Here is a 24,904-nt window from a genome sequence, read left to right on the forward strand (position 1 = left end):
AGACCACTCAGTGGCGTAGTTGGCGGTCGCTGCCGATCACCAGCCACTTACCGGACAGCACCCGGCCCGCGACCGCGAGCATCCGCAGTCCGACGAAGACGCCGAGCCCGATCCATATGCCGACCAACCCCCAGTCGAACACCAGAGCCGACCAGATGAACGGCAGAAAGCCCACGACGGCGCACGCCATGGTCGCATTTCGCAGAAAAGCAGCGTCACCACTGCCGAGCAGCACTCCGTCCAACGCGAACACCACCCCGGCAATGGGAATGATCGCGACGAAGATCCACCAGATCGCATGCATCTCGTCGATGACCGACGCGTCGGTGGTGAACAACTCCGGGACGAAGGAGCGCCCGACAGCGAACACGCCGGCGAGGACGACCGCGAACACCGTCGACCATGCCGTCAATCGCCACGCCAGTGCGCGCGCGTCGTCGGTCCTGCTTGCACCAAGGGCGGCACCCACCAGAGTCTGAGCGGCGATGGCCAACGAATCGAGCATCAACGACACCAGGTTCCACATGTGCAGAACCACCTGATTGGCGGCGACAGAGGCCGCTCCGAACCTCGACGCGACCGCAGCGGCAGACAGAAAGCAGGCCTGGAACGCCAGACTGCGCACGATCAGGTCGCGCCCCAGCACCAGTTGCGCGCGCATCACCGACCAGCGCGGGCGCAATTCGGTGCTCGCCCGCACCACCGCGACGACGAACAGCGCACCGGCGACGCCCTGCCCGATCACGTTGGCCACGGCCGATCCCACCAGCTCCAGACGCGGGAATCCGAGCAACCCATGAACGAGAAGTGGGCACAGAACTGCCGACACACCGAAGCCGAACACGACGAAACGCAGCGGGGTCACCGTGTTCTGGACTCCGCGCATCCATCCGTTTCCGGCCAGAGATACCAGGATGAACGGCACACCCAGCAAGGCCACCCGCAGCCACGCGAGCGCCTCCGCGGCGATGTCGCCACCGCCGGTGAGCACCGACACCACGGGCTCGGCCGCGAGCTGCATCACCGCTACGATGGCGATACCGATCGCGAAGGCCAGCCAGGTTGCCTGCACACCCTCGCCGACGGCATCGCGTTCGCGACCGGCACCGTGCATGCGAGCCGCTCGCGCGGTCGTGCCGTAGGACAGGAAGGTCAGCTGGGTGCTCACCTGGGCCAGCACGAGCCCGCCGATAGCCAGGCCTGCGAGGGCCAACGCACCGAGCCTGCCGATCACGGCGGCGTCGAACAACAGGTAGAGGGGTTCGGCGGCAAGGACGCCGAGGGAGGGCAGCGACAGGCCGAGAATCTTTCGAGCGGTGACCGGAGTGGAGCTCACGACGTCGAAAGAGCTCCGCGCAGCGCATCGATCACGTCGGGCAGGTCACCGGTCGCGGTGTAGCCGGCCGCGTTGCGGTGCCCGCCGCCGCCGAGTTCGCACGCCACCGCCGAGACGTCTACCTCGGTCTTCGAGCGCAGGGAGACCACCCAGACCGCGCCGAAGTCCTGTTGCTTGAGCACGGCTGCCACCTCGGCTTCGGAGGTGGTGCGCACGATGTCGATCACGCTCTCGATTTCCTCGGACCGCAGTCCGGCCGAATCCTCGCTCCGAATGACCGCGTACACCAGCCCTCGTCCGTCGGCTGCGTCGGGAATCAAGGATGCCGAACCGAGCACGGACCCGAGCATCGGCAACCACTCGAACGGATGGGTGTCGAGCAGCTTGCGGGCGATGTGAGCGCCGTCGATCCCAGTCGCCAACAGTCTTTCGGCCAACAAATGAGAACCCGGGCGAACCCAGCGGAACGAACCGGTGTCGGTGACCAAGCCCGCGAACAGCAGGTGAGCCAGATCGGCATCGATCTCGACGCCCCACCGATCGAGCAGACGCGCGATCACGGCGGTGGTGGACTCGGCGGACGCATGCACCACATTCAGCGTTCCGAATCGCGTGTTGCTGCGGTGGTGATCGATGACGAGGCTGGCCGACGCCGTATCGAGTCGGTCGCCCAACGAACCCAGCCGACCCCGACTTCCGGCGTCGACCGTGACCACCAGATCGACGGTCTCGGTGACCTGGTCGGCGTCGACCAGAAGGTGCCTGCCGGGTAACTCGTCCATCGACTCGGGCAGGGACGCCGGTGCTGCGAACGCCACCTGGACGGTCGCACCGCGACGTTCGAGTACCGAACCGAGCGCGAGCCCACTACCGATCGTGTCGGCATCGGGCTGAACGTGACACAGCACGGTCACCGACGATGCACGTTCGAGCATCTCGATCGCCTGGGCCAGATCCTCGTCGGTCTCCGACACCGACCCCGAACCATCGGACATGTCAGTCGGCTTCGGCGGGCTCGACGTCTGCAGGAGTGGAGCCTGCGGAACGACCATCCAATCCAGGAGTGGAGCCTGCGGAATGACCATCTGAGTCTGCGACTTCGCGCGGGGCTTTGTACGGGTCGGGGTCGCCTGCGGGCTTGGCGTTCGCACGGGCGCGGGCCAGTTCCTCGTCGGCCACTCGGGCGCGTTCGAGGAGGTCTTCCATGTGGCGTGCGGTGTCGGGCACCGTGTCGGTCACGAACGTCAATGTCGGCGTGTACCGAACACCCGTTCCGGCTCCGACCTTCGAGCGCAGTACACCCTTGGCCTTCTCGAGTCCTGCAGCGGCCGCCTGCAGATCGGGCGGAGTATCGAGATCTTCACCCATCACGGTGTAGTACACCGTGGCGTCGTGCAGGTCGGCGGTCACCTTGGTGTCGGTGATGGTCACGAATGCCAGCCGTGGATCCTTGATCTCGTGATCGATCGCCGTTGCAACGATGGCGGCGATTCGCTTGGACAACTTACGAGCCCTGGCCTGATCCACCACGACAATCACACTCCTCTTTCATGGCCGAACGTCGATTCTGTTGCGACGTACCGACGGTTGTGCACTTCACGTCTGCCGAGCAGTGCTCGGCAGACTTCCCGGATCAATCCTCGGGTCCGAAGATTCTCCGGCGTACTGCCAACAGTTCCAGATCGTGGCGTTCGGCGACATGCCGTTCGCACTCGTCCAGTTTGTCGTGCAGTAGGTCGACATCGGTACCGGCCGCGGCAACCCCCAGCAGGGATCGCCGAATACGTTCTCGCTCACCGGTTTCGGCAGCCGAGACTCCCAACCGTTGCAGATCACCGAGGACCGGTTCCACCATCGACCGTTTCTCGGCGAGCGAACGCACATCCCCCAACAACACGTCCAACTCCAGAGCACCCAGATACACGCTGACGTCCTTCGATCAGCTTCGACGACAAAGCCGGTGGCGGTACATCTGTCGTACCACCACCGGCTCGAAAGTCGGAGCGCAGTGTCACTCCCCTGGCTTCACCACCGAGCCGACGCGACCGGATGCGGAGCCGAACGGCTCCGCATCTGTTCTAGTCGCGCGGCTTTTCACGGAGTTCGTACGCCTCGATGACATCACCCACCTTGATGTCGGAGTACGTCACCGTCAAACCACACTCGTAGCCCTCACGGACCTCCGTCGCGTCGTCCTTCTCGCGGCGGAGCGAGGAGATCGTGACGGTTTCCGCGACAACGGCACTGTCTCGGATGAGTCGCGCCTTGGCGTTGCGACGGATCGTACCGGAGGTGACGAGGCAACCGGCGATGTTTCCGACCTTGGAGGAACGGAACAGCGCGCGGATCTCGGCCTGCCCGAGGGCAACCTCTTCGTACACCGGCTTGAGCATGCCCTTGAGGGCCTTCTCGATCTCGTCGATGGCCTGGTAGATCACCGAGTAGTACCGGATGTCGACGCCTTCGCGGTTGGCCAGCTCGGTGGCTTTGCCCTCCGCTCGAACGTTGAAGCCGATGATGATCGCGTTGGATGCCGACGCCAGGTTGACGTTGGTCTCCGTGACGCCACCGACACCGCGGTCGATGACGCGCAGTTCGACCTCGTCGTCGATCTGAATTCCGAGCAGCGCCTCTTCGAGAGCCTCGACGGTTCCCGAGTTGTCACCCTTGAGGATCAAGTTGAGCTGCGAAGTCTCCTTCAGAGCTGCGTCGAGATCGTCGAGGCTGATGCGCTTGCGGCTCTTGGCTGCCAGCGCATTGCGCTTGCGCGCATTTCGACGGTCGGCGATCTGACGTGCGATCCGATCCTCGTCGACGACCAACAGGTTGTCGCCTGCACCGGGCACCGACGTGAAGCCGATGACCTGCACGGGACGAGACGGCATCGCTTCGGTGACGTCGTCGCCGTGCTCGTCGACCATCCGACGAACGCGTCCGTACGCGTCACCGGCGACGATCGAGTCACCGACACGCAACGTTCCGCGAGCGATGAGCACGGTCGCGACCGGGCCACGACCACGGTCGAGGTGCGCCTCGATGGCGACACCCTGGGCGTCCATGTCCGGGTTGGCGCGCAGATCGAGCGACGCGTCGGCCGTCAGCAGCACCGCTTCGAGGAGGGCATCGATGTTGGTGCCCTGCTTGGCGGAGATGTCGACGAACATCGTCTCGCCGCCGTACTCCTCGGCGACCAGTCCGTATTCGGTCAGCTGCTGCCGGATCTTGTCCGGGTTCGCGCCTTCCTTGTCGATCTTGTTCACCGCGACCACGATCGGCACGTCGGCCGCCTGGGCGTGGTTGATGGCCTCCACCGTCTGCGGCATGACGCCGTCGTCGGCTGCGACAACCAGGATCGCGAGGTCGGTGGCCTTCGCACCACGGGCACGCATGGCCGTGAAGGCCTCGTGACCGGGGGTATCGATGAACGTCACGAGACGTTCGTTGCCTTCGAGCTCGGTCAGCACCTGGTACGCACCGATGTGCTGCGTGATTCCGCCTGCCTCGCCTTCGCGCACCGTGGTGTTGCGAATCGAGTCGAGCAGTCGCGTCTTACCGTGATCGACGTGGCCCATGACGGTGACCACCGGGGGACGCTGTTCCAGATCGTCCTCGCCGCCGGCATCCTCGCCGTAGGTGAGGTCGAACGAGTCGAGCAGTTCGCGGTCTTCGTCCTCGGGACTGACGACCTGAACGACGTAGTTCATCTCGCCGCCGAGAAGCTCCAGCGTCTCGTCGTTGACGGACTGCGTCGCGGTGACCATCTCGCCGAGGTTGAACAGGGCCTGCACGAGTGCGGCCGGGTTCGCGTCGATCTTGTCCGCGAAGTCCGACAGCGACGCACCGCGGGCGAGACGGATGGTCTCACCGTTGCCGCGGGGCAGCCTGACGCCGCCGACTGCGGGAGCCTGCATGCTCTCGTACTCGGCGCGTTTCGCCCGCTTCGACTTGCGTCCACGACGAACTGCTCCGCCGGGACGACCGAATGCACCTGCTGCTGCGCCGCGCTGACCGGGGCGTCCACCGCCACCGGGGCGACCGCGGAAACCACCTGCGGGAGCGCCGCCTGCGGGGGCACCACCGGGAGCGCCGGGAGCGCCGCCGCCGCGGTAGCCACCGCCACCGCCGCCGCCGGGACGTCCACCCGGAGCGCCACCGGGACGACCGGGACGACCTGCTGCGGGACCGGGACGCGCCGAACGGGTCGGCATGGCACCGGGGTTCGGGCGAGGAGGCATCGAGCCCGGGCTCGGACGAGGTCCGGCCTGGCCCGGTGCGGGACGAGGCCCACCCTGCCCGGGAGCCGGACGGCTGCCGGCCGACGGTGCGGCGGGACGAGGCCCACCTTGTCCGGGAGCGGGACGTCCGCCACCGGGGCGCGGAGCACCGGGAGCGGGACGGGGAGCCGGTCGCTCCACGGGAGCCGAGGAGTACGGGTTGTTACCGACACGCGGAGCCTTGGGGCCGGGCTTGGGGCCGGGACCTGCGGGCTTGGGTGCCGCCGGGGCCGGTGCAGCGTCGCTGGTGGTGGCCGACGCGGCCGGAGCCTGCTCTACCGGAGCGGCGGGCGCTGCAGGCGAAGGGGTTGGTGCTGCCGGGCCGGAGCGGGTGCGGCAGCCGGAGTTGCGGGTGCGGCCGGTGCTGCCTCCACCGGAGCTTGCGCTGCGGGTGCTTCCGGCTCTGCTGGACGGGGTGCCGGCTTGGGGCCGGGACGGGGTCCGCCCGGCTTCGCAGCGCCCGGCTTCGCGGTGCTGCCTGCAGCGCGATCGGCCGCTGCGCGACCGTTCGGTGCAGATGCGGCGGGTGCCGACGCGTCCGCGCTGTCGGACGGGAAGGATTCACGCAGTCGACGTGCCACGGGGGCTTCGACTGTGGATGATGCGGACTTGACGAACTCGCCTTGCTCTTTGAGCCGTGCGAGTAGTTCCTTACTGGTGACACCGAGTTCTTTTGCCAACTCGTGCACGCGGGCCTTGCCTGCCACTGCTCTCCTCACTGAGAGGCCGAGCGAGGCTTGGTGCCCGCACGACCTCGGGTTATCTCCGATGGACGTTCATCGTTGGTGCTTCACGGTGTGCTCATCAGTGCTGTTGCCTGTTCTTGTCGACGGGTGTTGCTCTTGTCGTGTCCTCGGCCTGCAGCTGTTCGTACTCGTCGAGCACGGCTGTCACTGCGGACGATTCCACATTTCCCGATATCCGAAACGCACGACCGAAGACTCGGCGTCGTTCCGCATTGTGCAGGCATTCTCGGCTGTAGTGCAACCACGCACCACGGCCGGACATCGAATGCCGGACGTCGGGGACGAGAGCGAATTCGTGCGAACCAGCTTCTCGAACCACGATCCTCAACAGATCGGCGGCCGGCACTCGCTCCCTGCACCCGACGCACGTACGAATAGGCCGGCTTGTCACTACCGGATACTCGCGTTCATGCCCCTGGGCGGAGAGGTCGTTACCGAACCATCGACCACTCTACCGCTGTATTGCCCCGAACTCCGCATTCCGGCCCTACGCGCTGGTCGTCTCGGGTGCCGCCGCATCACTGCGGATGTCGATCCGCCAACCGGTCAATCGAGCGGCCAGTCGAGCGTTCTGCCCTTCCTTGCCGATGGCCAGAGAAAGCTGGTACTCGGGAACCACCACACGGGCCGCACGAGCAGCCGCGTCGACGACGGTCACCGAGACGACCTTCGACGGAGAAAGAGCGTTTCCGACGAACGTGGCCGGATCCTCGTCGAAGTCGATGATGTCGATCTTCTCGCCTGCGAGTTCGCTCATCACGTTGCGCACGCGCTGCCCCATCGGTCCGATGCAGGCACCCTTGGCGTTGAGACCGGACACGGTGGACGCGACGGCGATCTTCGAGCGATGCCCCGACTCGCGGGCCACTGCCACGATGTCGACCGAACCGTCGGCGATCTCGGGCACCTCGAGGGCGAACAGCTTGCGCACCAGATTCGGATGGGTGCGCGAGAGGGTGATCTGCGGACCCCGGTTGCCCCGGGCGACTCCGACGACGTAGCACTTGATGCGTTCGCCGTGCTCGTAGCTTTCACCCGGCACCTGCTCGGCGGGCGGCAGGAGGCCGTCGGCTCCGTTGGCGTCACTGCCGATACGAACGATGACGGTGCCCTTGGCGTTGGCACGCGTGTCGCGCTGGATGACACCGTTGACGATCTCACCCTCGTGCGTGGAGTACTCGCCGAACGAGCGCTCGTGCTCGGCGTCGCGTAGGCGCTGCAGGATGACCTGACGCGCCGTGGTTGCCGCGATGCGTCCGAAGCCTTCCGGGGTGTCGTCCCACTCGGAGATCAGATTGCCGTCGGCGTCGAGCTCCTTGGCCATCACCCGTACCGACCCGGTCTTGCGATCGACGTCGATCCACGCGTTGGACTGGTGTCCCTCGGTGTGCCGGTAGGCCGTCAGCAACGCGGTCTGAATCGTCGAGATCACCATCTCGATCGGAATTCCCTTGTCCGCCTCGATGGCACGCAGTGCGGCGATATCGATATTCACTTGTTCGACCCTTCTTCCGGTGCTTCCACGTCCACGATCTCATCGGTGTCTGCGGGTGACGGTCTACTGCCGACCACGCCACCCGCCAGGTCCATCTCTTCGGCGCTGGGCCGCGAGAACTCCACCTGTACAACAGCTTTCACAACATCGGACAGCGCAACGGACCGGGTAGACAGCACACCCTTCTCCTTGATCACCACGGTGACCGAGTCACCGTCGAGCACACCGACGCGACCGTCGAACTTGACGTCGGCGAGTTCGATACGAACCTTGCGTCCGCGGGCCCGACGCCAATGCCGTGCCTCGGTCAGCGGGCGGTCGATTCCGGGGGTGGTGACTTCCAGCGTGTACGGAGCTTCCCCGAAATCGGTCACGGCATCGAAGGCATCCGAGATCTCGCGGCTCAGTTCCGGGAGCGCGTCGAGGTCGATTCCCTCTTCGCGATCGACCATGATCCGCACTGCACTGTGCTTTCCTGCGGCGACAACGTTCACGTCTTCGAGGTCGTAACCCCGTTCTCGAACGAGGTCGGCGAGCAGTTCGACAACCCTTTCCTTGGACGGAACAGGCATGTCGCGAACTCCTCGTGTGTAGTTGTGGGCGATCCGGCGTACGGCAGCCGGACTGCGTTTGGTGAACCAACAGCCTACCGCCCCGCAGGCAGTGCTCGTGACCACGATCGACCGCCGCGACACGCGGGCACGGCGCGTACGAGCGCTGCGGTCTGGCACGATATCGGAGTGCCAACGCCGACCGTCCCCTTCGCGCTCAGCCGCCGCGGGTTGTTCCGACTCGCCGGTGTCGCCGCTCTGTCCGCGGCCGCCGTGTCCGGCGTTGCCGCCTGCGGCCAGGAGACCATCTCGGGCCCTGCCCTCGACACACTGACCGCACAGTTGCGCGCAGCCCGCGCCGATGCCGCGGATGCCACCGCGGCCGCGACGGTGATCGCCGACTACGCAGCCGCACTCGGGATCGTCGCGGCGCAGCGGACCGAGCACGCCGATGCGCTCGAGACCGAGATCGCCCGAGCCACCGGCGCCTCGACCGACACGTCGTCGGCCACGGCCACCACGACACCCGCTCCCACGACGCCGCCGCCCGATATCGCCGCCGTGCGGGAGATGTTGACTTCCTCTGCTCGCAGTGCGGCAGATGCAGCTCGCAACGAAAGTGGTTACCGGGCAGGCCTTCTCGGTTCGATCAGTGCCTCGTGCACGGTCTCGGCCCTGGTGGTTCTGGCATGAGCGATCTCGGTCCGGAACAGCAAGGCCTGGTCGATGCCCTGCACGCCGAGTACGCGGCGGTGTTCGCCTACGGCGTCGTCGCGGCGTTCTCCAACCCCACGCGCGCCGAGGTGGTGGCGTCGAACACTGCCGCTCACCGCGCGCGCCGCGACGCCACCATCGATGCACTCCGGGCGGCGAGCGTCACTGTGCCACTGCCCGATCCGGCGTACGCGTCCCCGTTCCCGGTGACCGACGCGATCTCGGCTGCGCAGTTGGCTGCGCAGGCCGAGATCGACACGAGCATCGCGTGGCGTTCGTCGATCGAACGCAGCCGGTCGGGAGCGACCCGCGACATGGGCGTGCAGGCGTTGACCGACGCTGCGGTTCGCCTCGCGACGTGGCAGCAAATTCTGGGCGTCACTCCGTCGTCGACGGCATTTCCCGGCCAACCGTGAGCGCTTCCGCCGGTCCGGCGGAACGCCCCGGCATGAACAGCGCCGCCACGAGTCCGATCGCCACTGCCCCTGCGCCGACGAGCAGGGCGGGTGCCAGGGCGTCGGTGTAGCCGGTGGGCGTCAGTGATCCACCGGCTCCGATGAACACTGCTGTCAGTACCGCGATGCCGAGCGCGATACCCACTTCTCGCACGGTGGAGTTCGCACTGCTCGCGGTGGCGTGATCCTCGTCCTTCATGTCCCGCAGCACTGCGGTGGCGGACGGGGCGAACGTCAGTCCCATGCCCACTCCGGCCATCAGCAGCGCCGGGACCATGGACAGGTATTCGGTGTCGGGTCCCAGAATCAGCGCCATCCACACGAGCGAGACCGACTGCAACGACAGGCCGGCGACCAACAACCCACGCAGTCCGACGCGCTCGGCGAGCAGGCCTGCGATGGGTGCGACCACCATCGGTGCGGCAGTCCACGGCAGCGTGCGTAGGCCTGCCTGAAACGGCGTGTAGTTCATCACGATCTGCAGGTACTGCGCGAGGAGGAACACCGCCCCGAACATGCCGAGCGAGAACGTGATTCCGATGATGTTGGCGATGGTGAAGCTGCGCGAACGGAAGAGCGCCAGCGGCAGTACCGAGTGCCGGGTGCGCGATGCACGCAGAACGAAGGCGACGAGCAGTACCGCCGAGCCGATGAAGCCGGCGAGCACCGTGGTCGACGCCCACCCGTCGTCGTTGCCGTGGACCACCGCCCACACCAGAAGGAAGACGCCGCCGCCCGCGAGGACCGCGCCGAGCAGATCGAGCGGTTGGATGCGCCCTGCGGTTTCCTTCAGCGCGACGTACGCCAGCGGTACTGCGACGAGGGCCACCGGAACGTTGATCCAGAAGATCGCCTGCCAGGAGATCCCGTCGACCACGGCTCCGCCGACCACCGGCCCCAGCGCCACGCCGAGTCCGGAGACTCCACCCCAGATCCCGATTGCCATTGCCCGCTTGCCCACCGGCACCACCGCGGCGAGCAGGGCCAGGGACAACGGCATGATCGCGGCGGCACCGATTCCTTGCACGGCGCGCGCCGCGATGAGCATCGCTGGACTCGCAGCGAGCGCGCTGGCCACCGAGGCGGCGGTGAAGACAGCGATTCCGCCGAGGAACACCGCGCGTCTGCCCCACCTGTCGCCGAGCGTCGCCGCCGTCAGCATGAACGTCGCGAAGGTGAGGGTGTAGGCGTTCATGAACCATTGCAGTTGTCCGACGGAGGCGTTCAGATCTTGCTGGATGACCGGGAGCGCGCTGGTCACCACCAGATTATCGAGTGTTGCCATGAACATCGGTAGGGATGCTGCGAGGATGCCGAGCCACACGGGAACGTTCCGAGTGGCGGGCTGCACTGCAGGTGGGGAAGCTGTGGCGGTCATTGCGGTCGTCCCGTCTCGAACTTGTAAGCATCGAATGATTACTTAATCGAGACCGTAAGTTATCGACTGATAACCTGTCAACATGTCCGACGCCTCTGCACCCAAGCCCAAGGCCACCCGTATGGATGCAGCCGACCGCCGAGAGCTCGTTCTCGACGCGGCGATGCGCGCGTTCGCGCGCGGGGGCTACGCAGGCACCAGTACCGATGCGGTCGCGAAGGAAGCAGGTGTCTCTCAGCCGTACGTGGTGCGCATGTTCGGCACCAAGGTCGAGTTGTTTCGTCTGGTGTTCCAACGCTCCGTCGACGGCATCATGGCTGCGTTCGAGGCCGTGCTGGCGGCGGGCCCGCTCGACCCCGACGACGACAGCACCTGGGCGAATCTCGGCTCGGCCTACGCCGATCTGGTGGCCGATCGCGACCTGTTGATGGTCATGATGCACGGATTCGGCGCAGGGTCGGTACCCGAGATCGGCCGGGCGGCCCGGGAGGGAATGGGTGCCATCTACAGCCAGATACGTGACGGCACTGGCTGTTCCGAGGATCAGGCCCGGCAGTTCATCGCGCACGGGATGCTGCTCAACGTCCTCATGTCGATGCAGGCACTCGAGCATCCGAACGACAGCTCCGGACTGCACGAGATGACGTTATGCGCGTTCGGAACCACGCTGGTTCCGGCCGATCCCGGCTGAGCGTCCGAGCTAGGGACGCATCTCGTACCGGCCGTCGTAGGAGGCGACCTCGTTCCACACCGCCTCGAAACGAGTCGCATCGACCACCGGCTTGCGTATCGCGTCCAGGGCCCACTGCTGTTGCGCCGCAGACGATGAGGGCTTTCCGTACAGCGCGACGGCGTAGCCGGAGAAGTCTCTGATCTGGAAGTCGAAGATCTGGTCCAGCATCTCGGGCGAGATCTCGTCGGCTTGTTCGAGCACGAGATGGCCATAGACGACGAGCGAGAACAGGTGCCCCACCACGAGTAGGAAATCGAGATCCTTCTGCTGCGCTTCGTCGGGCGCACAGTCCTGAAGAAACGACCTGAACGCCTGGGCCTGCTCGTAGAACCGTCCCACGTTGGGTATCGCGGAGTGCTTGCTGTACAGCGGGTTCCAATCATGGAACCGGACCGAGCTAGCACCACGGGCGGGCCCCTGCGCGAAGAAGAAGCTGTCGTCGACCGGCTCGGTTCGGGTACCGACGTCCGGGTAGTCGGTGGGCGAGAACATGTACGCAGGCATGAATTTGAGCATCAGCGCCACGTTGACGTGCACCGTGCCCTCGAGCTTCGGCAGTGTTCCGATCAGCTGGGCGGCTTCACGGAAGTAGGTGTTCTTCTCGTACCCTTTGGCCGCGATGACGTCGTGCAACAGACGGACGACCGTTTCGCCCTCGGAGGTCACCTTCGCCTTGGTCATCGGATTGAACAGGAGGTAGCGCCGGTCTTCGGGTCCGGCGGCACGGAAGTAGTCCAGCGCTCGCGCGCTGAACAGCTTCATGGCGATCAGCCGGGAGTATGCGTCGACGAATGCGCTGCGGACGTGCGGGAAATCGGTGACGCGATTGCCGTAGAGAACTCTGTTGTTCGCGTGCGTGATCGCCTCGTAGAACGCGTGCTCACAGATGCCGATGGATCCGGTGCACAGGTTGAACTTTCCGACGTTGACCGTGTTCAGCGCAGCCGAGAATGCGTCGGCACCGGTGTGCAGGATGTCCTGTTGCCGGACGGGGTAGTTCTCGAGCGCGAAGGTGCTGACGTACATCTGCCCGTGGACGACGCTCTCGCGAAGCCGATAGGCCGGGTGCGCGCTGTCTGCCACGAAGAACACGTACGAATCCGGTCCGTCGACGTCGGTGCGTCGGCCGAACACCGAGACCATGCCCGCAACGTTGCCGTTCCCGATGTAGTACTTCTCCCCCGACGCGGTGAACTCGAGTTCGGAGTCCTCGGTCGAGGGCGTCAACAGCATGTCGGTGGAGTAGACGTCGGCTCCGTGTGCGCGCTCGGACAGTCCGAACGCCATCACACCGCCGCGGTCCAGCTCGCGTGCGGCGCGCCGTTTGGCGTCGTCGTTGGCACTCATCCAGATGGGCCCGAGACCCAGAACGGTGACCTGCCAGGTGTACCAGTAGGCCAGACCGTAGAACCCGAGAACCTCGCTCAGCGCTGCATTGCGAGCAGCGTCCCATCGCGTGTTCGGCGATCCGTCCGCGTAGGCGGCGGGCGTGGAGAAGGTTGCGAACAGCTTCTGCTCGGCGACGAACTCGATGAAGTCCGCGGGCCAGACTGCGTCGAGATCGTCCGCGAGCAGCCTGGCCTTGCCTCGATTCTCGAACCACTCGATCAAGGCGCGCAGCGCTCGACGAGAGTCGCCGTCGAGCTCGGCCGGATCGAAGGTTGTGGGATCGAACAGCGCAAAGTGAGACACGTGGTGACCTCTCATAGTCGTTGACCCGAAGCTACCAGCGGGTAAACGACCGCGCAGAGAGATCGCGAGACTCCCCTACGGTGTGTGCCGCACAGCCTTCACGATCTCCTCGACAGCCGAGTCGATGTCGAGTTCGCGACTCTCACCGGTGAAGCGATCACGGATCTCGACCTTGCCGTCGGCCCAGCCGCGGCCGATGACGACCACCAGCGGAACACCGATCAGTTCCGAGTCCTTGAACTTCACTCCGGGCGAGGCCTTGCGGTCGTCGAACAGCACCTCGATGCCCTGTGTATCGAGTTGTGTCGCAATCGATTCCGCGCCCGCGCGAGCAGCGTCGTCCTTGTTGGCGATCACCAGGTGGACATCGGCAGGTGCCACCTCCGACGGCCACCGCAGGCCCTTGTCGTCGTGCATCTGCTCGGCGATCACGGCGACCAGACGGGAGACGCCGACACCGTAGGAACCCTGCGTCAGGCGAACCGGCTTGCCGGTCTCACCGAGGACGTCGACAGCGAACGCATCGGTGTACTTGTAGCCGAGCTGGAAGATGTGCCCGATCTCGATTCCGCGAGCACTGACGAGCGGCCCGCGCCCGTCGGGAGACATGTCGCCGTCACGCACCTCGGCTGCTTCGATGGTGCCGTCGGGAACGAAATCGCGACCGGCGACGAGGTTCACCACGTGCTTGCCCTTGACATCCGCGCCGGTGATCCAGGACGTGCCGTCGACCACCCGGGGATCGACGAGGTAGCGAACTCCGTTGGCCTGCAATGCGCGAGGCCCGATGTACCCCTTGACGAGGAACGGATTGGCCGCGAAGTCCGCGTCGGTCAACAAAGCGAACTCGGCAGGCTCGAGGGATGCTTCGAGGCGCTTCTCGTCCACCTCGCGGTCACCGGGCAGCCCGACGGCGAGCAGTTCCCACTCCCCTTCGGCGTTGCGAACCTTGAGCAGGATGTTCTTGAGCGTGTCCGCGCCGGTCACGGTGCGACCGAGATCCGCGGAGTTGGCCCACTCCACCAGGGTCGCGATGGTCGGGGTGTCGCCGGTCTCGTGATCGACGGCAGCCGGCTGCCCCTCGATCGGCAGCGGTTCCGGTGCCGGAGTGGTGACGGCCTCGACGTTGGCCGCGTATCCCGACTCGATGCAGCGCACGTAGGTGTCCTCACCGATGTCGCTCTCGGCCAGGAATTCCTCGGAGGCGCTGCCGCCCATGGCACCGGACGTGGCGGCGACGATGACGTAGCCGACGCCGAGGCGGGCGAAGATGCGCTGATACGCCTCGCGGTGGGCGGCGTAGGACTTCTTCAGTCCGTCCTCGTCCATGTCGAAGGAGTACGAGTCCTTCATCACGAACTCGCGGCCGCGCAGAATACCGGCGCGAGGACGCTCCTCGTCGCGGTACTTGGTCTGAATCTGGTACAGCGTGACCGGCAGGTCCTTGTACGAGTTGTACTCGGCCTTGACCGTCAGCGCGAACAGTTCCTCGTGGGTGGGACCGAGCAGCATGTCGTTGCCCTTGCGGTCCTGCAACCGGAACAGCGCGTCGCCGTATTCGGTCCACCGATTGGTGGTCTCGTACGGCTCGCGCGGCAGCAGTGCGGGCAGAGATATCTCCTGCGCACCGATGGCGTTCATCTCCTCGCGCACGACACGCTCGACCTGCCGCAGCACCCGCAGACCAAGCGGCAACCAGGAGTAGACGCCCGGCGCGATACGACGAACGTAACCGGCGCGGACCAACAGCTTGTGGCTGTCGACCTCGGCGTCGGCCGGGTCGTCGCGGAGGGTACGAAGGAACAACTGCGAAAGACGGGTGATCACGGGTTGTCAGACTAGTCGCTCACACAGTGCCTGTGAGCAGGCGGCCGTACAGTGAGTAGCCTCGAGCCCGTGCTGATTCTGCTGCCTCCCTCCGAGACGAAGTCCGACGGCGGTTCCGGAGCACCTCTCGATCTGGACCGACTGTCGCTGCCCACGCTGACCCCGCTTCGCCGAAAGCTCGCCGATGCGCTGGTGGAACTGTCCGCCGACGTCGACGCGTCGATCGCGGCGCTCGGCCTGGGCCCAACCCAGGTGGACGAGATCGAACGCAACGCCCGGTTGTGGACCTCACCCACCACACCAGCACTGCAGCGGTACACCGGCGTGCTCTACGACGCCCTCGACGCGGCGTCGTTCACCCGGGCCGGTCGCGCCCGAGCGGAAGCGAGGCTGTGGATCGGCTCGGCCCTGTTCGGAGCCGTCCGCGCCTCCGATCCGATTCCGTCCTATCGACTTTCCGGTGGATCGACCGTTCCGAACTTCGGGACGCTGCGATCACACTGGAAGCCCGAACTCTCCGACGCCATCGAAGCCGAGGATGAGGGCATCGTCGTCGACCTCCGATCGGGCACCTATCAACAACTCGGTCCCGTCCCGGGCGCGATCACCGCGACGGTGCTCACCGAGAAGCCCGACGGCAGCCGATCGGTGGTGAGCCACTTCAACAAGCATCACAAGGGTCTGCTGGCACGCGCGTTGACGCTGACCACCGCCGAGCCGAAGGACGTCAAAGCCGTTGCGCGCGTGGCATCCAAGGCCGGCCTGCGAGTCGAAGTGGCGTCGAGCACCGAATTGATCGTGCTCACCGAATGAGCGAGATTCCGGAACTGCTCCGCCGCGGCGCCGACGCCTCGGTCGGCAAGACCATGAGCCAACGCGTCGCCGACGACGTCGCAGATCGACTGGTGTCGATGGACGCGACCGAACTCGGCTCTCGGGCGCTGACGAACATGATCGAGACGATGTACGAAAACGGCTGGCAGCCTATGGATCTGGTGCACGTCGTGCGGCGTCAGCACACGGTGGCCGTGGCCAATCTCGCTGCCGCGGTCCTGCTGCATCAGGCCGATCTCACCGACGCCGACGCACGGGCCCCGCAGGACTGGGTGGATCAGATGTCCACGATCTGTGAGCAGTTCCCCAAGGTTGCGGCCCGGGTCGAGGCCACGCCCGATTTCCTGACCGCATACCTGACCTCGTCCGGTAAGTCCGATTACATCGCTGCCAGTGATCAGTGGCTCGACGTACTCACGCTGCTCGGTCAATGGCAGACACTCCCCCGGTGGCCTCAGCTCGGCCCCAAGCCGTCCCAGTGGCCGCGCACTCGTCCCACGGTGACGGGTGTCGCCGGCTCCGACTCACCGAACACCAAGATGCTGAGCAAGATTCGCGGTCTGCTGGCCAAGGCCGACGCCACGGATTTCGAGGAGGAGGCCGAGACGCTGACTGCCAAGGCGCAGGAGTTGATGACGCGCTACTCCATCGACACCATGCTGCTCACGCAGGGCCACATCGATATTCACGGCCGACGCGTTCACGTCGACGGCCCGCATGCCCCGGCCAAGGCGCAGTTGCTGCACGTGGTCGGAACCGCCAACCGCGTCAAAGCGATCTGGGATCCGGAGTTCGCCGTCGCAACCCTGGTCGGAGCTCCGGTGGACGTGGAACAGACCGAGTTGTTGTTCACCTCTCTGCTGGTTCAGGCAACGCGCGCCCTCGGACATTCACCGCAGGCCAAGAAGCGCAAGAAGGCCGGATCGGCGGCGTTCGGGAAGGCGTTCCTCTACGCCTATGCCGTCCGCATCGGAGACCGCCTCACCGACGCCGATGCACACGCTTTGGAGGAGGTCGCGGTCGAATCGGCCGATCTGCTCCCTGTTCTGGCTGCCCAGACCGTCGCCGTCGAGGCCGAGTTCGATCGACTGTTCCCGACGGCGAAGCCGATGCGCGGTCCACGCCTGGACGCCGAAGGATGGGATTCGGGCCAGGCCGCGGCCGACGACGCCCACATCGGGTGACGTTTGCCCACAGAATATTCGGTTGCCTACCTGTACAGGTGCGCAGCTGAACATTCTGTGGGCATACTCAGCGTCGACGTTCGGCCCTGGCACACGCACGATCGAATCGCTCGCGCATCATGCCGAACTGCCACAGGTCCTTCCAAGTCCACCGGAACACCTCCATTCCCCGGTCCCGGAGCTCGTCCTCGCGAACCTTCCCCTGCGCCAACGTCTTTCCGGTCGCGTACTTGTCCATGCCGTCGAATTCGCCGATCACACGCCAGCCTTTCCAGTAGAAGTCGACTCGGGCAAGGAACTGGGATCCCACTCGCAGTACCTGTTGCAGAACTGGGTTCGGGAAGCCGTACTCCTTCATCCGCAGTCTGCTGAGGGATTCTCCGGGGCTTTCGCTCAGACCGTTCATTGCGGCGACCGCCCGCCGAGCCGCGCCGATACCGTTCGTGCGCGCCGAGACCTCCAACGCTGCCCGCAACCGATCCATCGACACCTTCTTCGATCGCAGAGCCGAGTCTCCGATCACGACGGCATGATCGAGATCGAGCAGCCGCGCGCAATCGACCACGGTGCGCTCCGGCGAGGTCACCGGTATTCCCATCTCCGTCGTCACGAATTCCGCCGGAAGCGGCGTCGAGTGCACGTGCAATCGCGAAGTCGTGCGCCCTTTTCCGTCGGGGATCGTCAGGTGCACTCGGTCCAAATCGGTGTTCCACAGATCGAACCCGCGGACGAACAGCAGCCGAGACATGGCTGGCAACTGCAGCGTCGGCATTGGTGGCCAGAGAGGCGACGGTCGTCAACCGGTGCATTCCGCGTGGATCGAGCGTCGAACACAACTGCCGCTGTGCATACATTCCGGGAACGATCCGAACCAGTTCGCCTCGGACGCACAGCCTTTGCAGATCGGTGTTGGTGTAGCCGGCCGAAATCGCCGAAGCGCGGAAAATCAGACCGTGCACGTCAGGATGCATGCACCGATCGTGCACCGACAGCGACTCCGAAAACCGAGCCGAACGGCAATTGTGGACAACTCGGCACCTGTGGATCAATAGTGGTGCGCCGGTACCAGAAACGGGTTTGTCAGAGAGGACTCAGCCCTTCTGAGCATCCTCCTGCGCAGCCTGGGCCTGAGCGACCTGCTGCGGGGTGAAGCGAATGAACACCGCAGCGATTCCCGCGACCACGGCGCAGACGGCGCAGCAGAACAACGCGAACATGTAGCCCGAGCTCAATGCATCGAGCTGGTTGTCGTTCATCAGCGTCGCCGGTCCCGAGATGCCGCCCAGCGACAGTGTTCGTGAGGTCACCAGCGCACCGATCACGGCCAGGGCAAGCGGCCCGCCGAGGGTCTGGGCAACCAGGGCAATAGCGGTCAACGGGCCGATCTCGGTGGGGCTCACTCCGGCGATGGCGCACAGCGGGAGCGGCACGACCGTGAGGCCGACGCCGAATCCGATCCCGATGACGGGGAAGAACAGGCCGGGGAAGTACGACGAGTCCGCGTTCATCGTCGCGACAGACACCATCAGCCAGCCGACCATGATGACGGCGCCGCTCAGAATCAGCCAGCGTGGGGCGATGCGCGTCACCAGCTGCGAGGCCAGGAACGCGGCGGCACCGAGCCCGAAGGCGAACGGCACGAACGCCAGGCCCGCGTGCAGCGGACTGTATCCCAGGATGTCCTGGACGAACAGTGCCACGTAGGCAGCGAGGCAGAACATCACGCCACCGGCGAAGAAGATGGCCACGAACGTCGCCACTCGGTCTCGGCTGCCGAACAACGAGAACGGGAGCAGTGGATTGTCTGCGCGACGCTCGACCAGCAGGAACAGCCCGAGGAAGAGCAGTCCGGCGAGCAGGGAGACGATGACGATCGGATTGGTCCAGCCCAGTTCGGTGCCCTCGCTCAGAGCCAGCACCACCCCGGTGCAGCCGAGCGTCGCCAGAATCGCTCCCGGCACGTCGAGCGGCAACTTCGCCCCCACCGTCTCCTGCAGCGAGACGACCGCGAGCACCACGATGACCACACCGATAGGCACGTTGATCAGAAAGATCCACCGCCACGACACCTCGGTCAACGCACCGCCGATGATCAGCCCGGCAATGGAGCCGACACCCGTCATGGCTGCGTAGATCGCGATGGCCTGATTCCGAACCGGGCCCGGAGCGAACGTGGTCGCCACCAGCGCGAACGCCGTGGGCGACGCCACCGCGGCTCCCACGCCCTGAAGCGCGCGGGCCGCTACCAGCGTTGCCTCGTTGACCGCGAGCCCGCACAGCAGGGATGCGATGGTGAACAACACGACGCCGGCCAGGAACATCTTCTTGCGACCGAAGGCGTCACCGAGTCTGCCGCCGAGGAGCATCAGCCCGCCGAAGGCGAGGGCATACGAGGTGAGCACCCAGTTGCGTCCGGCATCGGACAGACCCAGATCGGCCTGCAACGGTGCCAGAGCGAGGTTGGCGACCGTGCCGTCGAGCACCACCATCAACTGCAGGCCGCTCAGGACGATGATCGCCAACCCGAACGCTCGGGTCGTCACCGGGTACTTGACCTCGGTGCTGGAGGTATCGGACATCGATGATTCAGGCACGGGCGTTCACGTTACCGGCGTGTACAGAAAAACCGGCAACGGTTCCGATGACCACGATGGCCGGAGGCCTGATCTCCGCGTCCCGAACCGCATCGGCCACGGTGCTCAGCGTCGCGCGCACTTCGCGCTGGGTGCGCATGGTGCCTTCCTGAACGACGATCACCGGAGTGCCGGACGGCCGGCCACCGGCGATGAGAACGTCGGCGAACAGGCCGATGCGTTCGACGGCCATCAGCAACACGATGGTGCCCTTGAGCTTGGCCAGCGCGTTCCAGTCGACGAGCGAATCGGGATGGTCGGGTGCCACGTGGCCGCTGACGACGACGAACTCGTGGGTGACGGCGCGGTGCGTCACCGGGATCCCTGCGGACGAGGGCACCGAAATGGCGCTGGTGATACCGGGCACCACGGTGACCGGAATTCCCTCGGCGGCGAGCGCTTCGAGTTCCTCGTATCCCCTACCGAACACGTAGGGGTCGCCGCCCTTGAGCCGGACGACGAACTTGCCCGCCTTCGCGCCGTCGATCAACGCCTGGTTGATCGCCTCCTGCGCCATCGCGCGGCCGTACGGAATCTTCGAGGCGTCGATGACCTCCACGTGCGGCCCCAGTTCGGCCAACAGCTCGGGCGGTGCGAGCCGATCGGCCACCACGATGTCGGCATAGGCGAGCAGCCTGCGCCCGCGGACGGTGATGAGGTCCGGATCGCCTGGTCCGCCGCCGACCAGCGCGACGCCCGTCAACGGCGCATGTGCCGAATCGGCGACCACACCGGACTGCAGAGCTTCGATCACGGCATTGCGGACCGCGGCCGATCGACGGTGCTCGCCGCCGGCGAGGACACCGAGGGTCAGCCCGTCCCACTCGGCCGACGCCGGGGTGACCGCGGTGCCGTCCTTGGCGATGTCGGCTCGCACGCAGAAGATCCTGGACGCAGTGGCTTCGGCAACGATGGCGATGTTGGTCTCGGCCTCGTCGGTGCACGCGACGGCGTACCAGGCATCGGCGAGGTCGCCCTCCCGATAATCACGCAACTCCATCGTCACCTGTCCGAAGGTCGCCATCGCCTCCACAGCGGGCGTGGCCTCCCGAGTGATGACGTGTACCACGGCACCACAGGAGATCAGCAGCGGCAATCGACGCTGCGCGACGGTGCCGCCACCGACCACGACGACGCGTCGACCTTCCAGATTGAGGCCGACCAGATAGGGAGAGTCAGTCGCGTTCACGAGAGGAAACGCTACCGCGCGCGCTGCACCCGCTTTTCGTCCCATATGGGCTCATCGGATTCGTAGGCCTGACCGGTGCTGCCGAACACGAGGAATCGGTCGAAGCTGCGGGCGAACCAGCGGTCGTGGGTCACGGCGATGACGGTGCCGTCGAACGCTGCGATCGCGTCTTCGAGTGCGTCGGCGGACATGAGGTCGAGGTTGTCGGTCGGCTCGTCCAACAGCAGCAGGGTGGCACCGGAGAGTTCGAGGAGCAGAATCTGCACGCGCGCCTGCTGGCCGCCGGAAAGGTTGTCGTACGACTGTTCGGCGGCTCGGGCCAGACCGTAGCGGTCCAGTGCCCTACTGGCGGCCTCCCGGCCCATTCCGTCGCGGTGTTCGTTGCCCATGTGCAAGATGTCGAGGAGCGTGTTGCCCGCGAGATCCGGCCGAGTGTGGGTCTGGGCGAACAGCCCGGGCCGGACGCGAGCGCCGAGCACCGCGGTGCCGGTGTGCGGAACCGGATCGAGTGCCAGTTCCTGAACCGGCTCGTGCTCCTTCTCGGGATCGGTGCCACCGTTGGCCAGCAATCGAAGGAAGTGCGATTTGCCGGAACCGTTGGAGCCCAGCACCGCGACGCGGTCGCCGTACCAGATCTCGGTGTCGAACGGCTTCATCAATCCGGTCAGTTCCAGACCCGTACAGACCAACGCGCGCTTGGCAGTTCGGCCACCACGCAGACGCACGGTGACGTGCTGCTTCAACGGCACCGCTTCGGGCGGTCCGGCCTCCTCGAACTTGGCCAACCGAGTCTGGGACGCGTGGTAGCGAGCGGCGACCCCGTCGTTGAATTTGGCCTTCTCCCGTAGGCGCAGCACCAGCGCCCGGAGTTTGACCAGTTCCTCGTCCCACCGCCGTCGCAGTTCGTCGAGCCGAGCATTCCGGTCCTCACGCGCGGCGTGATACGTCGCGAACCCGCCGCCGTGCACCCAGGAGGTGGCACCGCTGACGCCCGGTTCCAACGTCACGATCCGGTTCGCGGCGTTGGCGATGAGCTCTCGGTCGTGGCTGATGAACAGAACGGACTTGTCGGAATCCCGAATGGTCGCTTCGAGCCAGCGCTTGCCCGGCACATCGAGGTAGTTGTCCGGTTCGTCGAGAAGCAACAGATTGTCCGAGCCGGCGAACAACGCTTCGAGTACGAGGCGCTTCTGCTCACCGCCGCTGAGGGTCGACGCAGCGCGCCACTTCGCGCGGTCGAACGGCATTCCGAGTGCTGCTGTGGTGACCTTGTCCCAGAACGGCTCGAGGTCGTAACCGCCGACATCGCCCCAATCCGACAGGGCCTGCGCGTATTTCATCTGGGTCTTCTCGTCGTCGACCTCGATCATCGTGTTCTCGGCGGCGTCGAGGGCCGCAGCGGCCGTCTGCACGGCCGGGGAGGCAACCGACAGCAGCAGATCACGAACGGTCGAGTCGTCTCGCAGCTGGCCGACGAACTGCCGCATCACCCCGAGCGAGCCGGAGCGCGACACCGACCCCTCGTCGGGGGTCTCGTCGCCTGCGATGATGCGCGTCAGTGTCGTCTTGCCGGTTCCGTTGGGGCCGATGAGGGCGGTCTTGGCACCGTCGCCGACGCGAAACCCGACACCGTTGAGGAGCTGCCGTCCGTCGGGCAGGAAGTAGACGATGTCGTTGAGTTCGAGGTGGGCCACAACGAACCAGCCAACCTCATCGGCCCGGCGATGGCCAATCGTTTACTCGTCCGCTGGGCGAGGGCCAGTGTCTTCTCTAGGCGAGGGCCAGGGTCGATGTCTCGGTGAGAACCTGCTTACCGGCGTCGTCGACGTGGGCGTGGTGCACCCGCAACCGAGCGGAGTCGCCGTGCAGGGTCAGCAGCATGACACCGTTGTCGAACCAGGGTCCTGCCTCGGCCTCCCACTCGACACCGGACGGGCCCACGTGTGCCGCGCGCGCCAGTTTCGACAGAATGCGGGCGGCGGGACGTTTGATGGCCAGCTTGTTGACCGCACGAATCGGCAGATCGAGCGGATTGCGGAACGGCGACATGGTCAGCTGATACGTGGCCGGTACCTCGCGCCCGCCGACCCCGAAGTCCGCGTTCGCCACGTACGAGCAGTGCACGTCGCCCGAGAGCCACATGATCGAGGCGGGTTTGTTCTCGCCGCGCGAGAGCTCACGCGTCAACGCCGCCATGTCGTTGAACGAGTTGGTGAAGGCCGCCCAGTGTTCGAGATCGAGGCCGATCCGCATCTTCTCGGCCACCTTGGCCGGCATGGATCCCCAACTCCCCTGCGCCACAGCCTCGTTCCATTGTTCGAGGTAGTGCAGGGCAGGCAGCATGAGATAGGGCAACGACGAACCGAACAGCAAGTGCCGCGGGGTTTCTTCGAGTGCGCGCTCGCGTACCCACGCCCATTCCTTCTCGTCCACCATCTCTCGGTTGTCCGGATCCAGATTCCGCGAACATCGCGAATCGATCATGATCAGCCGGGTATCACCGAAATCGCGATAGAAGCTCCAGCGGCCGGTCTCGGGCTTGCGGTCCACGCGTAACGCGAAGTCGGCCAACAGCTTTTCACGATCGGCGTCGGTATCGGCCGACCGAACTGCGGCGTACATCTCGTCCTGCGCCAGTTCCTTGGGCGAGAGGTTGCCCAGGTGCTGGTACACCCAGTAGGACGAGTACGCGCCGATGACTCGATCGTTCCACCACGGCCGAGTCACGATGTCCCGCCGCCACGACGCGGACGAGTTCCAGTCGTCGCGCAGATCGTGGTCGTCGAGAATCATGCACGACGGGATGCTCGCCATCAGAGTTCGCACCGGCTCGAGTCCCCACGATTCCCGGTACAGCCAGGAGTACTCCTCGAAATCGCAGATCTCGTTCTCCGCGTCGGTACCGATGGCGCTCTGCGGTCCCTCGCCCGAGCTTCGGCGCGCCTGAAGTCGTTCGACGATCTCCGGCGACGGGTCGTCGGCGTAGACCTGATCACCGAGGAGCAGCAGCGCCTGCGGCCATCGGCTCGGATCCTCCTCGATCAGCGCATTCCCCAGCCCGGCCAAGGCGTCGGCTCCGATCTGCTTCAACGATTCGTCGCTGTAGTTGTCACCCCGCCGACACGACCCGAAGGCCAACGTGACGGGTCCATCGGCATCGACGGTGTGGATGGCGGCCGTCCGACCCTCCGGGGGCCACACGCGACGCTCGTCGACGAACACCTCGTAGTGCACCGTCGCGTTGGCCGGTAATCCCTCGAGCGGCACCAGCGCGTAGTGGTGGCCGTGCACCCCCCACGTTCGTTCGGAACCCCGGACGTCGGCGTCGGTGACGACCGTAATGTTCGCCGATTCGGCCATCTCGAACCACAGGGTCGCCGTCTCGGTGCCGACGTACCGCACGATCGGGCCGAGTAGGACGGTGCTGTCGGAAGTCATTCGATTCACAGTGCCCTCGTCGGCCGGCTTTCGCCAGTCAGTCGGGCGAATTCGCCGCGACCTCGCTCACCGCGGCGACAGCAACGGTGACTCTTCCGCCGACCGTTCGCGGGATCAGCAACTGCTGCGCCGAGCCTGCGAGCAGGGTCGCGGCTTCGGCCACGCTCGTACTCCCCACGGCGTCGTACACCCGCCGAGATGTGTGGGGAGTCGACACCGACGAGAGTTCCTCTGCCGAGTAAGTGACTCCCCGAACCCCCATGCTCGACGCCACCGCCGCCACCAGTTCTGCTTTCCGGTCGATCGAGGCGATGGCCTCGACTCGCCAGTTCGGTTGCAGCACCGTCGAGATCGCGGCCACGACGTCGGCGGCGTCGACGCCGGCTCGGGCACCGATTCCGATGACCACCCGCATTCTCGCGCCC

The 24,904-nt window shown here is 65.8% G+C and carries 21 protein-coding genes and 1 pseudogene; 5 read left to right on the forward strand and 17 right to left on the reverse strand.

All coding sequences use genetic code 11. The annotated features are described in order from the left end of the window. Positions 1–7: 7 nt before the first annotated feature. The 8 genes and pseudogenes from AYK61_RS05615 to rimP all read right to left on the reverse strand — a co-directional run bounded on the left by AYK61_RS05615 (position 8) and on the right by rimP (position 8,423). Positions 8–1,336, reverse strand: coding sequence for an MATE family efflux transporter (locus tag AYK61_RS05615; RefSeq protein WP_121870108.1), 1,329 nt, complete (start codon positions 1,334–1,336; stop codon positions 8–10). Next, positions 1,333–2,331, reverse strand: a complete 999-nt coding sequence (locus AYK61_RS05620; protein WP_121870109.1) for a bifunctional oligoribonuclease/PAP phosphatase NrnA — start codon at positions 2,329–2,331, stop codon at positions 1,333–1,335. The genes AYK61_RS05615 and AYK61_RS05620 overlap by 4 nt, the downstream gene beginning before the upstream one ends. 1 nt (position 2,332) lies before the next feature. Beyond that, positions 2,333–2,866, reverse strand: coding sequence for a 30S ribosome-binding factor RbfA (gene rbfA / locus AYK61_RS05625; RefSeq protein WP_121872473.1), 534 nt, complete (start codon positions 2,864–2,866; stop codon positions 2,333–2,335). A 103-nt stretch (positions 2,867–2,969) separates the two neighbouring features. Continuing rightward, entirely contained in the window at positions 2,970–3,260 is a 291-nt protein-coding gene (locus tag AYK61_RS05630) for a DUF503 domain-containing protein (protein WP_068050194.1), read from the reverse strand. 154 nt (positions 3,261–3,414) lie between these two features. After that, positions 3,415–6,317: pseudogene (gene infB, locus AYK61_RS05635) on the reverse strand (translation initiation factor IF-2). A 97-nt stretch (positions 6,318–6,414) separates the two neighbouring features. After that, a complete protein-coding gene (locus AYK61_RS05640; protein ID WP_183130169.1) occupies positions 6,415–6,747 on the reverse strand; it encodes a YlxR family protein in 333 nt (110 codons plus the stop codon). Between the two features lie 96 nt (positions 6,748–6,843). Next, on the reverse strand, positions 6,844–7,851 hold the full coding sequence (gene nusA / locus AYK61_RS05645; protein WP_121870110.1) for a transcription termination factor NusA: 1,008 nt from the start codon (positions 7,849–7,851) through the stop codon (positions 6,844–6,846). Then, positions 7,848–8,423, reverse strand: coding sequence for a ribosome maturation factor RimP (gene rimP / locus AYK61_RS05650; RefSeq protein WP_121872475.1), 576 nt, complete (start codon positions 8,421–8,423; stop codon positions 7,848–7,850). The genes nusA and rimP overlap by 4 nt, the downstream gene beginning before the upstream one ends. A 168-nt stretch (positions 8,424–8,591) precedes the next feature. Between rimP and AYK61_RS05655 the strand changes: the two genes are divergently transcribed. Both AYK61_RS05655 and AYK61_RS05660 read left to right on the forward strand, forming a co-directional pair. Next, positions 8,592–9,095: a hypothetical protein gene (locus AYK61_RS05655; protein ID WP_121870111.1), complete on the forward strand. Its 504-nt coding sequence runs from the start codon at positions 8,592–8,594 to the stop codon at positions 9,093–9,095. Next, the gene (locus tag AYK61_RS05660; protein WP_121870112.1) at positions 9,092–9,532 is read left to right on the forward strand and encodes a ferritin-like domain-containing protein; all 441 of its coding nucleotides are present in this window, start codon (positions 9,092–9,094) and stop codon (positions 9,530–9,532) included. The genes AYK61_RS05655 and AYK61_RS05660 overlap by 4 nt, the downstream gene beginning before the upstream one ends. Here AYK61_RS05660 and AYK61_RS05665 read toward each other — a convergent pair. Beyond that, positions 9,495–10,949, reverse strand: a complete 1,455-nt coding sequence (locus AYK61_RS05665) for a DHA2 family efflux MFS transporter permease subunit (RefSeq protein WP_121870113.1) — start codon at positions 10,947–10,949, stop codon at positions 9,495–9,497. The two genes, AYK61_RS05660 and AYK61_RS05665, sit on opposite strands and share 38 nt — an antisense overlap. An 82-nt stretch (positions 10,950–11,031) precedes the next feature. Between AYK61_RS05665 and AYK61_RS05670 the strand changes: the two genes are divergently transcribed. Next, on the forward strand, positions 11,032–11,640 hold the full coding sequence (locus tag AYK61_RS05670; RefSeq protein WP_259467942.1) for a TetR/AcrR family transcriptional regulator: 609 nt from the start codon (positions 11,032–11,034) through the stop codon (positions 11,638–11,640). Between the two features lie 9 nt (positions 11,641–11,649). Here the strand turns inward: AYK61_RS05670 and AYK61_RS05675 are convergent, their stop codons facing one another. Then, the gene (locus AYK61_RS05675; RefSeq protein WP_183130170.1) at positions 11,650–13,374 is read right to left on the reverse strand and encodes an acyl-CoA dehydrogenase family protein; all 1,725 of its coding nucleotides are present in this window, start codon (positions 13,372–13,374) and stop codon (positions 11,650–11,652) included. Between the two features lie 75 nt (positions 13,375–13,449). Beyond that, the gene (locus tag AYK61_RS05680) at positions 13,450–15,201 is read right to left on the reverse strand and encodes a proline--tRNA ligase (RefSeq protein ID WP_121870115.1); all 1,752 of its coding nucleotides are present in this window, start codon (positions 15,199–15,201) and stop codon (positions 13,450–13,452) included. Positions 15,202–15,270: 69 nt separating this feature from the next. Here AYK61_RS05680 and yaaA point away from each other — a divergent pair, with 69 nt between their 5' ends. Together yaaA and AYK61_RS05690 are read left to right on the forward strand one after the other, a co-directional pair. Next, a complete protein-coding gene (gene yaaA / locus AYK61_RS05685; RefSeq protein ID WP_121870116.1) occupies positions 15,271–16,014 on the forward strand; it encodes a peroxide stress protein YaaA in 744 nt (247 codons plus the stop codon). Further along, positions 16,011–17,219: a DUF2786 domain-containing protein gene (locus AYK61_RS05690; RefSeq protein ID WP_121870117.1), complete on the forward strand. Its 1,209-nt coding sequence runs from the start codon at positions 16,011–16,013 to the stop codon at positions 17,217–17,219. Before yaaA ends, AYK61_RS05690 begins: the two co-directional genes overlap by 4 nt. A gap of 67 nt (positions 17,220–17,286) precedes the next feature. On the opposite strand, the gene AYK61_RS05695 is transcribed toward AYK61_RS05690, so the two are convergent. The 6 genes from AYK61_RS05695 to AYK61_RS05720 form a co-directional block, all read right to left on the reverse strand. Beyond that, positions 17,287–17,967, reverse strand: a complete 681-nt coding sequence (locus AYK61_RS05695; protein WP_259467943.1) for a hypothetical protein — start codon at positions 17,965–17,967, stop codon at positions 17,287–17,289. 343 nt (positions 17,968–18,310) lie between these two features. Continuing rightward, positions 18,311–19,798 carry an MFS transporter gene (locus AYK61_RS05700; RefSeq protein ID WP_121870118.1) on the reverse strand — a complete coding sequence of 496 codons (1,488 nt, stop codon included), beginning with the start codon at positions 19,796–19,798 and terminating at the stop codon, positions 18,311–18,313. A 7-nt stretch (positions 19,799–19,805) separates the two neighbouring features. After that, positions 19,806–21,041 (reverse strand): uroporphyrinogen-III C-methyltransferase, encoded by a 1,236-nt coding sequence (cobA, locus tag AYK61_RS05705; protein ID WP_397484770.1) that lies wholly within the window; start codon positions 21,039–21,041, stop codon positions 19,806–19,808. A gap of 11 nt (positions 21,042–21,052) precedes the next feature. After that, a complete protein-coding gene (locus tag AYK61_RS05710; protein ID WP_121870120.1) occupies positions 21,053–22,735 on the reverse strand; it encodes an ABC-F family ATP-binding cassette domain-containing protein in 1,683 nt (560 codons plus the stop codon). A gap of 76 nt (positions 22,736–22,811) precedes the next feature. After that, complete coding sequence (locus AYK61_RS05715; RefSeq protein WP_183130171.1) at positions 22,812–24,479, reverse strand: alkaline phosphatase D family protein; 1,668 nt, start codon at positions 24,477–24,479, stop codon at positions 22,812–22,814. A 37-nt stretch (positions 24,480–24,516) separates the two neighbouring features. Continuing rightward, positions 24,517–24,894 carry a cobalamin biosynthesis protein gene (locus tag AYK61_RS05720; protein WP_121870122.1) on the reverse strand — a complete coding sequence of 126 codons (378 nt, stop codon included), beginning with the start codon at positions 24,892–24,894 and terminating at the stop codon, positions 24,517–24,519. Positions 24,895–24,904 lie beyond the last annotated feature (10 nt).

It is taken from the genome of Rhodococcus sp. SBT000017 (genome assembly GCF_003688915.1).
Lineage (GTDB): Bacteria > Actinomycetota > Actinomycetes > Mycobacteriales > Mycobacteriaceae > Rhodococcoides.

Excerpts from the sequence above, each read along its gene's own strand:
- AYK61_RS05660 (WP_121870112.1), top strand. The coding sequence starts at position 9,092 with ATGAGCGATCTCGGTCCGGAACAGCAAGGCCTGGTCGATGCCCTGCAC.
- AYK61_RS05695 (WP_259467943.1), bottom strand. The coding sequence starts at position 17,967 with ATGTCTCGGCTGCTGTTCGTCCGCGGGTTCGATCTGTGGAACACCGAT.
- rimP (WP_121872475.1), bottom strand. The coding sequence starts at position 8,423 with ATGCCTGTTCCGTCCAAGGAAAGGGTTGTCGAACTGCTCGCCGACCTC.
- AYK61_RS05690 (WP_121870117.1), top strand. The coding sequence starts at position 16,011 with ATGAGCGAGATTCCGGAACTGCTCCGCCGCGGCGCCGACGCCTCGGTC.
- AYK61_RS05665 (WP_121870113.1), bottom strand. The coding sequence starts at position 10,949 with ATGACCGCCACAGCTTCCCCACCTGCAGTGCAGCCCGCCACTCGGAAC.
- AYK61_RS05715 (WP_183130171.1), bottom strand. The coding sequence starts at position 24,479 with ATGACTTCCGACAGCACCGTCCTACTCGGCCCGATCGTGCGGTACGTC.
- AYK61_RS05700 (WP_121870118.1), bottom strand. The coding sequence starts at position 19,798 with ATGTCCGATACCTCCAGCACCGAGGTCAAGTACCCGGTGACGACCCGA.
- AYK61_RS05720 (WP_121870122.1), bottom strand. The coding sequence starts at position 24,894 with ATGCGGGTGGTCATCGGAATCGGTGCCCGAGCCGGCGTCGACGCCGCC.
- AYK61_RS05670 (WP_259467942.1), top strand. The coding sequence starts at position 11,032 with ATGTCCGACGCCTCTGCACCCAAGCCCAAGGCCACCCGTATGGATGCA.
- AYK61_RS05620 (WP_121870109.1), bottom strand. The coding sequence starts at position 2,331 with ATGTCCGATGGTTCGGGGTCGGTGTCGGAGACCGACGAGGATCTGGCC.